This window comes from Corallococcus llansteffanensis, from assembly GCF_003612055.1.
Taxonomy (GTDB): Bacteria; Myxococcota; Myxococcia; order Myxococcales; family Myxococcaceae; genus Corallococcus; species Corallococcus llansteffanensis.
The window spans coordinates 1-8,276 of record NZ_RAWB01000445.1 but is presented as its reverse complement, the minus strand read 5'-3'; the positions used below and the strand labels follow the sequence as shown (position 1 = coordinate 8,276).

Sequence of the window (8,276 nt, the reverse complement as noted above, 5' to 3'; positions counted from 1 at the left end):
CCCCGCCCCCGCCGCCGAGCCCGAGGTTGCCTCCAGCGTCCCGGCCGCTCCGAACGCCGTCGTCGAGCCCTCGCTCGCGAAGCCCTTCAAGCTGTCGCGCAGGTTCGACCGGACGGCGCGCCTGCTGGGCGACCACGCCATGGAGCGGCTGGCCAACTCGCACGTGGTGGTGTTCGGCCTGGGCGGCGTGGGCAGCTTCACCGCGGAGGGGCTGGTGAGAAGCGGCGTGGGCCGGCTGACGCTGGTGGACCACGACGACGTGTGCGTCACCAACACCAACCGCCAGCTGCACGCGACGGTGAAGGCGGTGGGCAAGTCCAAGGCGGAGCTGATGGCGCAGCGCTGCCAGGAGATCAACCCGCAGGCGAAGGTGGAGGCGCTGCGCGAGTTCTACCGCGAGGAGCTGGCGGAGACCCTGCTGCCCGCGGGCCGCTACGACTTCGTGGTGGACGCCATCGACAACGTGAAGGCGAAGCTGCACCTGCTGCACCGGTGCGTGACGCTGGGCGTGCCGGTGGTCAGCTCCATGGGCGCGGCGGGCCGCCTGGACCCCACGGCCATCCGCGTGGAGGACCTGTGCGAGACGCACATGGACCCCTTCGCCAAGGACATCCGCAAGCTGCTCAAGCGCAAGTACGGCGTGGAGACGGAGCGCCACACCGGCATCACCGCCGTGTACTCCATCGAGACGCGCCGGCAGCCGGTGCCCCTCAACTACGACGACGCCACCGACGGCTTCCTGTGCGTCTGCCCGCAGGACAACGAGTTCCACACCTGCGACCACCGCACGCAGATTGACGGCAGCGTGGCGTTCGTCACCTCCGCGTTCGGCATGAACGCCGCGGGCGTGGTGGTGCGCCGGCTGGCCGCGACCCGTTAGGGCTCAGGCCACGCGCGGGCGGGCTTCCGCCACCGCCGCCTCGCGGCCACACGGGCGGCGGAAGACGCAGCGGGCACAGGCGTTGAGGTCGCCCGTCATCGGGAAGGCCTCCGCCTCCTTCGGCGTGTTGGCCGCCGGGTCCACCAGGAGGGCCCGCATCCCCGCCACGCTGCGCGCGAAGTGCTGGTGGAACGACGCCATCGCGGACGGATCCACCGCCACGTCGTGCTCCAGGCCCTCGTTCAGGTACACCAGCGACGCGCGCACCTTCTCCAGCGGGTAGCGGTAGCGCTGCGAGATGTAGAGCGCGTAGCCCAGCACCTGCTCGTCGTAGCCCTCGCGCGAGCGGCCCGTCTTCCAGTCCACCACCACGACGGAGCCCGCGTCGTCCACGTAGGCGAAGTCGGGGATGGCGAAGACCTTCACGCCCTCGTGGGTGAAGTGCGCGAAGTCGAACCCCGCGTCCACCTCCAGCCACTGCGCGGGCTTGAGCCCCTTCGCGATGGTGGGCCAGCGCGACTGGAAGAACCACGCGAGCGCGGAGCGCACCGTCTCGAAGTTCTGCTTCCACGCCTCGTTGGGGATGGCCTCCGCGTACTCGTGCTCCGCCAGGCCGGTGAAGGGCTTGCGGTACTTCTGCGTCCAGTACGCCTTGGAGCGCGAGTGCCGGAAGTCGTCCTGCATCAGCTTGTGCGCCCGCGCCTCCACGGCCTTGGGGTCCACCTCGCGGCCGGCGCGCCAGTCCAGCAGCACGTCCTTGAGGGCCTCGTGCACGATGCTGCCCGCCCACGTGTAGCGGTTGGACAGCTTCTTGAGCACGTACAGCTCGCGCACGTCGCGCGCGGCGTCCGCCTCCCAGCCGCCCCAGGAGCGGTAGTAGTAGAGGTAGTAGGCCCGAAGGCACTCGGAGAACTTCTCGTGGCGGCTCTTGGACCAGGAGAAGTCGTTGTGAAGAGGAGGGCGGGCCATGGACGCGGCGCATCCTATAGGCGATCGCCCGTCCCGCCAGAAGCGGGACGAGCGGGGAGACAACCGCCCGAATCGTGGAAAGACCCCGGGTTCGCCCGACCGTACGGGTATGGTGTCCGCCTGCCACCGCCGGGAATCACATGAGCCCACGCAAGCGCACCGACACCGGGGCCGCCCCCCCTCCCATCTCCCCTGAACGTCACACCGGCCTGCGCGGCCCGCTGCTCTCCTGGTACGACCGGAACAAGCGCGACCTGCCCTGGCGCCGCACCCGCGACCCGTACGCCATCTGGCTCAGCGAGGTCATGCTCCAGCAGACACAGGTGGCCACGGTGATCCCGTACTGGGAGCGCTTCCTCGCGCGCTTTCCCACGGTGAAGGCCCTGGCCCGGGCCCCCCTGGACGACGTGCTCTCCGGGTGGAAGGGGCTGGGCTACTACACCCGCGCGCGCAACCTGCACCGCGCCGCGCAGGAGGTGGTGGAGCGCTTTGGCGGCAACTTCCCCGCGACGGCGGAGGAGCTCATCACCCTGCCCGGCTTCGGCCGCTACACCGCCGGGGCCGTGGCCTCCATCGCCTTCGGCGAACCGGCGCCCATCGTGGACGGCAACGTGGCCCGCGTGCTCTCCCGCCTCTTCGAGGTGGAGGGCCTGCCCGGCGACCGCGACCGCGAGGCCACGCTGTGGGCGCTGGCCACGGCGCTGGTGAAGGGCGAGCGGCCCGGGGACTTCAACCAGGCGCTGATGGAGCACGGCGCCACGGTGTGCCGCCCGGAGTCACCGCTGTGCCTGCTGTGCCTCGTGCGCGACGGGTGCATGGCCTACCGCAAGGGCCGCGTGGACGAGCTGCCCCCGGCCAAGGTGCGCGCCGCGCCCCGGAAGCTGTTCCTGGCGCTCGCGGTGTGGCCCCACGCGGGCACGCTCCTCTTCGCGCGGCGCGCGGACAAGGGCCTCTTCGGCGGACTGTGGGAGCTGCCCGCCGTGGAGGTGGAGGAGGACACGACGGAGGCGGACGCCACCCAGCGGCTCTCCACGACGCTCGGCGCGGCGCTCACGCTGGAGGGCACGCTGGACAGCGTGCGCCGGCAGCTCACGCACCGCGACCTCACGCTGCGCCTCTTGCGCGTGTCCGGAAGCCCGCGCCCCACGCGGTCCACCGCGTTCCAGGAGCTGCGCTGGTGCACACCCCAGGAGGCGGAGGCGCTGGGCATGAGCACCGCGATGCAGCGCGCGCTCGACGCGGCCCTGGGCCATGGCGTGATGGGAGGCGATGCGCCCGCGGCCCCCGGGAAGAAGGCCCCGTCGCGCGGCAGGAAGGCGACGCAGCGCTGAGCCTGGCGGGCGGCTTGGGACGCTTCGAAGCCCTGGACCTGGGTCCCGTTCTGGAGTCCAACCCACGACAGTGAGCGTTCCGCGCTGTCGCTCCGACAACCCCCGACTCACCGGGTCGCTTCCGTGATGTCAGGGGCCGCCTGAAGCTGCGGGACGCCATTCCCCCAGGAGGAGTTGCCATGGCCCGTCAGAACTCGCAGAAGATGCCCCAGAGCCCGGCTCCGAAGTCCACGCCGGAGCGGCCCCAGGACCCGACGGCCCAGCCGGCCGCGAGCGCCAACGCGACCCGGAGCCCCTCTCCCGCGCCCACGAACGAGCAGATCGCCCGCCGGGCCTTTGAAATCTACCAGGCCCGGGGCGGCACCCACGGCAGCTCCGAGCAGGACTGGTTCCAGGCCGAGCGCGAGCTGAAGCTCGGCCGTCAGTAGCCCGCTGCTTCTTCAGTGCGCGGGAGGCAGGCCCTGGACGGACGGGCGCTCGAACTCGAGTGCCCGCTTCAGCCGGCGCTGCGCCTGCTTCAGCTCTTCCAGGATGCGCTCGGCGTCCACCACCGAGCGCATCGCAAGCCCGCACGCGGGCGTCAGCAGCACCGTGGACACGGCCTGCGCGAAGCCGATGCCCTGCGGAAGGGCCGCCTTCAGCGACGCCTCCACCGAGTCCGACAGCTCCTCCACCGAGTACGTGGACGCGAGGTCCGTGGGGATGATGCCCAGGCTGAGCGTCGCGCCTGAAGCGAGGAAGCGCTCCAGCGCCTCGCGCTCCTCCAGCATCGCGTCCAGCGACAGCCGCACGTCCAGGGACAGCAGGTCCGCCTGCGCGTCCAGCAGCACGCCCCAGTCCGTGTTGCCGCAGCAGTGGATGCCCACGAGCGCGCCCTCGCGCTGCAGCGCCACCACCAGCAGCCGCAGCTCCTGCTGCGCCAGCAGGTGCTGCGGGTTCATCCGCACGTAGGCGTAGAGGCCCGGCTCGTCCAGGAAGAACAGGGGCGTCGTGCCCGTGCGCTTGAGCGCGCGCACCATGGCGAGCGTGCGCACCATCACCAGCCGGTACAGCGCCGCGTCCAGGCCCGGCACCGCCAGCACCGGCTCACCCGTCGCAGTGCGCACCACCGAGCGGACCGTGAAGGGCCCCGCGAGCTCCGCCTTCGCGAAGGCGAGCTTGCGGTGCTCCACCTCCCACAGGAACGGCTTCCACGCCCGGCACGCCTCCGCCGTGGGCTCGAAGGCCTCCAGGTTCCCGGACGCCAGGGCCTGGTCCAGCTTCGCCTCGAAGCCAGCGCGGCCGGCGGTCCACCCGTCCACGTCCACGGTGCAGACGCCGTCCTCGTCGAACTTCAGGCCCGGCAGGCCCTCCAGCGCGGCGGGAAGCATCAGCTCCGCGGGATGGCCCACGGGGAGCTGGGGCAGGAACGGGATGTCCATGGCGAGCGCGGCCTGCAGACCCAGCTCCACCTGGGTGTGCGGCAGGCTGCCGATGCCCGTGGTGGCACACGCGGGCAGGAGCTGGACGGCGCGACGGATGGTGGGCGAAGGCATGGCCGTCAATCTAACCCTTCCGCGAAGGCGGGGCCCGGACTTCGGGCCCCCAACGCATCAGGTCACGGAGAAGTACGTGGCGTTCGGGTGGTGGAAGACGATGGCGGACACGCTCGCCTCGGGCTCCATCATGCAGCCGTCGGTGAGCTGCACGCCGATGTCCTCCGGCTTGAGCGCCTCGAACAGCTTCGTCTGGTCCTCCAGCCGGGGGCACGCCGGGTAGCCGAACGAGTAGCGCTTGCCGGTGTACTCCGCGCGGAAGCGCTCCAGCATCGACATGTCCGCCCGGTCCGGGAAGCCCCACATGCTGCGCAGCTGCGTGTGCAGGAGCTCCGCGTAGCCCTCGGCCGTCTCCAGCGCCAGGGCCTGCACCGCGTGCATCTTGAGGAACTCGCCCTTCGCCTTGAAGTCATCCGCCAGCTCGCGGATGCCGGAGCCCGCCGTGGTGACGAACATCGCCACCGCGTCCACGGGCTTGCCGCCCTCCAGCGGCCTCACGTAGTCCGCGAGGCACAGCCCGTTCTCCTTGTCCTGGCGGGGGAAGTCGAAGGACGTGACGGGCGCTCCCGTCGTCCCGTCGAAGAGGAGCACGCGGTCGCCGTCGCTCGCGGCCTTGTAGAACTGGAACACCGAGCGTGCGTGCATCACGCCGTCCCGGAGCAGCGTCTTCAGCTCCTCCACCGACTCCTTCAACGCCAGCGCCTTGCGGCCCTCCTCCGTCTTCGCGAGCTCCGCCTCCGCCGGGGTGCCCAGCGCGCGCGACGACGTGCGCAGGCCCAGGTGCCGGCCGTAGAGCATCACGGGGTTGATGAACTTCCAGATGTGGTCCAACGGCGTGTTGGTCAGCACGTGCCGCGCGAAGTCCGGCGCGGGCGGCACCGTGGCCACCACCGGCACCTCCGTGCTGCGAGCGCGGCGCACGGGAGCGGCGGGCGCGGGGCGCTCCTTCACCTCCTGCGCGAGCTTGAGGCGGCGCGCGGCCAGGTCCTCGCGCAGCTTCGTGTGGGCGCCGGGTTCGACAATCTGCTTCGCCAGCTCCAGGCCGTTCATCGCGTCCTGGGCGTAGGCCACCGTGCCGCCGCCGTAGGCCGGGGCGATGTTGCGGTCCACGAAGTTGCGGCTGAGCGCGGCGCCGCCCACCAGGATGGGCGTCTCCACGCCGGCGCGGCGCAGGTCCTCCGCGGTGGCCACCATCTGGTGCGCGCTCTTCACCAGCAGGCCCGACAGCCCGAGGATGTCCGGCTGGTGCTCGCGCACGGCCTTCACCAGCTGCTCGGGCGGGACCTTGATGCCCAGGTTCACCACCTGGAAGCCGTTGTTGGCGAGGATGATCTCCACCAGGTTCTTGCCGATGTCGTGCACGTCGCCCTTCACCGTGGCGAGGACGATCTTCCCGCGCGACGCCGCCTGGGTCTTGCTCATGTGCGGCTCCAGGTGGCTCACCGCGGCCTTCATCGACTCCGCGCTCTGGAGCACCTCCGCGACGATGAGTTCGTTGGCGCCGAAGAGGCGGCCCACCTCGTCCATGCCCTTCATCAGCGGCCCGTTGATGATCTCCAGGGGCGGCATCTTCTGGATCGCGAGGTCCAGGTCCGCGAAGAGGCCGTCGCGCGTGCCCTCGATGATGTAGCGCTGCAGCCGCTCTTCCAGGGGCAGGCTGCTCACCTGCGCTCTGGCGGGCTTGCGCTCGCGGAAGTGCGCCGCGAAGGGCGTCACGGGGTCCGTGCCCCGGTTGTAGATGAGGTCCTCGGACAGCTTGCGCTCCTCCTCCGGCAGGGACGGGTAGCGCTCCAGCTTCTCCGAGTTGACGAGCGCCATGTCCAGGCCCGCCTGCACGCAGTGGTACAGGAACACGGAGTTGAGCACCTCGCGGCCCGCGGTGGGCAGGCCGAAGGACACGTTGCTGATGCCCAGCACCGTGCGGCACTGCGGGAAGCGCTTCTTGATCAGGCGCACGCCCTCGATCGTCTGCACGCCGCTGCCGGTGTACTGCGCGTCGCCGGAGGCGCAGGGGAACACGAGCGGGTCGAAGTACAGGTCCTCCGCGCGCATGCCGTACTTCTTCGTGAGCAGTTCGAAGCTGCGCTCGGCCACCTGGAGCTTGCGCTCGGCCGTGACGGCCATGCCGATTTCATCGATGCAGCCCACCACCAGCGCGGCGCCGTACGCGCGCGCGAGCGGCACCACCTTCTCGAAGCGCTCCTCACCATCCTCCAGGTTGACGGAGTTGATGATGGCCTTGCCCTGGCAGTACGTGAGCGCCATGGCGATGACCTTCTCGTCCGTCGAGTCGATCATCAGCGGCACGCGCACCTTCTTGACGACCACTTCCAGGAAGTGGCGCATGTCCTCCAGCTCTTCGCGGTCCGGGTTCGCCAGGCAGATGTCGATGACCTGCGCGGCGCGGCGCACCTGGGCGCGGGCGATCTCGGACGCGTCGTCGAACTGGCCCGCGACGATGAGCTCCTTGAACTTCTTGCTGCCGATGACGTTCGTGCGCTCGCCCACGATGATGGGGCGCTGCTCGTCCGTCACCTCCAGGTAGTCCACGCCGGACAGCGAAGAGCGCGGCTTCGGCACCTCCGTGCGCGGCTTCAGGCCCTTCACCATGGCGGCCAGGGCCTCGATGTGGCCCACGTGCGTGCCACAACAGCCGCCCACCACGTTGAGCCAGCCGTTGTCACAGAAGCGCTTGAGCGACCGGGCAATCATCTCCGGCGACTCCAGGTACTGGCCGTTCTCGTCCGGCAGGCCCGCGTTGGGCACGCACGACACCGGGAAGGAGCTCATCGCGGACAACGTGCGGATGTGGTCCGTCATGAAGTCCGGACCCGTGGCGCAGTTGAGCCCCAGGTAGAGCAACTCCGTGTGTTCCAGCGACGCGGCCAGGCTCTCCACGGACTGGCCCGCGAGCATCGTGCCCATGGGTTCGATGGTGCCCGACACCGCCACGGGGATGGCCCAGCCCAGCCTGTGGAACGCCCGGTCGATGCCGATGAGCGCAGCCTTCACGTTGCGCGTGTCCTGCGCCGTCTCCACCAGCAGGTAGTCCGAGCCGCCCAGCGCGAGCCCCTCCGCCTGCACGGAGAAGCTGTCCGACAGCTCCTCGAAGGTGATGCCGCCCGTGACGCTGATGGCCTTGGTGGTGGGGCCCATGGAGCCCGCCACCCAGCGCATCCGGCCGTCCTTCGCCTCCGCGGCCTTCGCCGCCTTGAGCGCGAGGCGCGCCGCCACGGTGTTGATCTCCAGCGCCTTGTGGCCCAGGCCGAACTCCGCCAGCACCACCGGCGTGCCGCCGAAGGTGTCCGTCTCCGTCACGTCCGCGCCCGCGGCGAAGTACTTCGCGTGGACGCCCTCGAGGATGTCCGGGCGCGTGAGGACCAGGATCTCGTTGCAGCCCTCGTACTCAGGGCCGCCGAAGTCCGCCGCCACCAGGGTGTGGTTCTGCAGCAGCGTGCCCATGGCGCCATCCAGCACCAGGATGCGCTCGCGCATCCTGGGGCTGGGTGGTGCCATGGGCACGCTGCTGCAGAACCACTCCCTGGTGGCGGCGGACTTCGG

At 70.6% G+C, this 8,276-nt stretch carries 6 protein-coding genes; 3 read left to right on the top strand and 3 right to left on the bottom strand.

The genetic code is table 11. The annotated features are described in order from the left end of the window. Positions 1-880, top strand: an 880-nt coding sequence (locus D7V93_RS31360) for a tRNA threonylcarbamoyladenosine dehydratase (RefSeq protein ID WP_244237630.1), incomplete at its 5' end; no start/stop codon positions are given. Between the two features lie 3 nt (positions 881-883). Here the strand turns inward: D7V93_RS31360 and D7V93_RS31355 are convergent. Continuing rightward, the gene (locus tag D7V93_RS31355) at positions 884-1,849 is read right to left on the bottom strand and encodes a PD-(D/E)XK nuclease family protein (RefSeq protein WP_120646882.1); all 966 of its coding nucleotides are present in this window, start codon (positions 1,847-1,849) and stop codon (positions 884-886) included. Between the two features lie 140 nt (positions 1,850-1,989). Between D7V93_RS31355 and mutY the strand changes: the two genes are divergently transcribed. Next, entirely contained in the window at positions 1,990-3,180 is a 1,191-nt protein-coding gene (gene mutY, locus D7V93_RS31350; protein ID WP_120646881.1) for an A/G-specific adenine glycosylase, read from the top strand. 179 nt (positions 3,181-3,359) lie between these two features. Continuing rightward, complete coding sequence (locus D7V93_RS31345) at positions 3,360-3,608, top strand: DUF2934 domain-containing protein (protein WP_120646880.1); 249 nt, start codon at positions 3,360-3,362, stop codon at positions 3,606-3,608. Positions 3,609-3,620: 12 nt separating this feature from the next. Here D7V93_RS31345 and D7V93_RS31340 read toward each other — a convergent pair whose 3' ends face one another. Then, positions 3,621-4,715, bottom strand: coding sequence for a uroporphyrinogen decarboxylase/cobalamine-independent methonine synthase family protein (locus tag D7V93_RS31340; RefSeq protein ID WP_120646879.1), 1,095 nt, complete (start codon positions 4,713-4,715; stop codon positions 3,621-3,623). Between the two features lie 57 nt (positions 4,716-4,772). Then, complete coding sequence (gene metH / locus D7V93_RS31335; protein WP_120646883.1) at positions 4,773-8,231, bottom strand: methionine synthase; 3,459 nt, start codon at positions 8,229-8,231, stop codon at positions 4,773-4,775. Between the last annotated feature and the right edge of the window lie 45 nt (positions 8,232-8,276).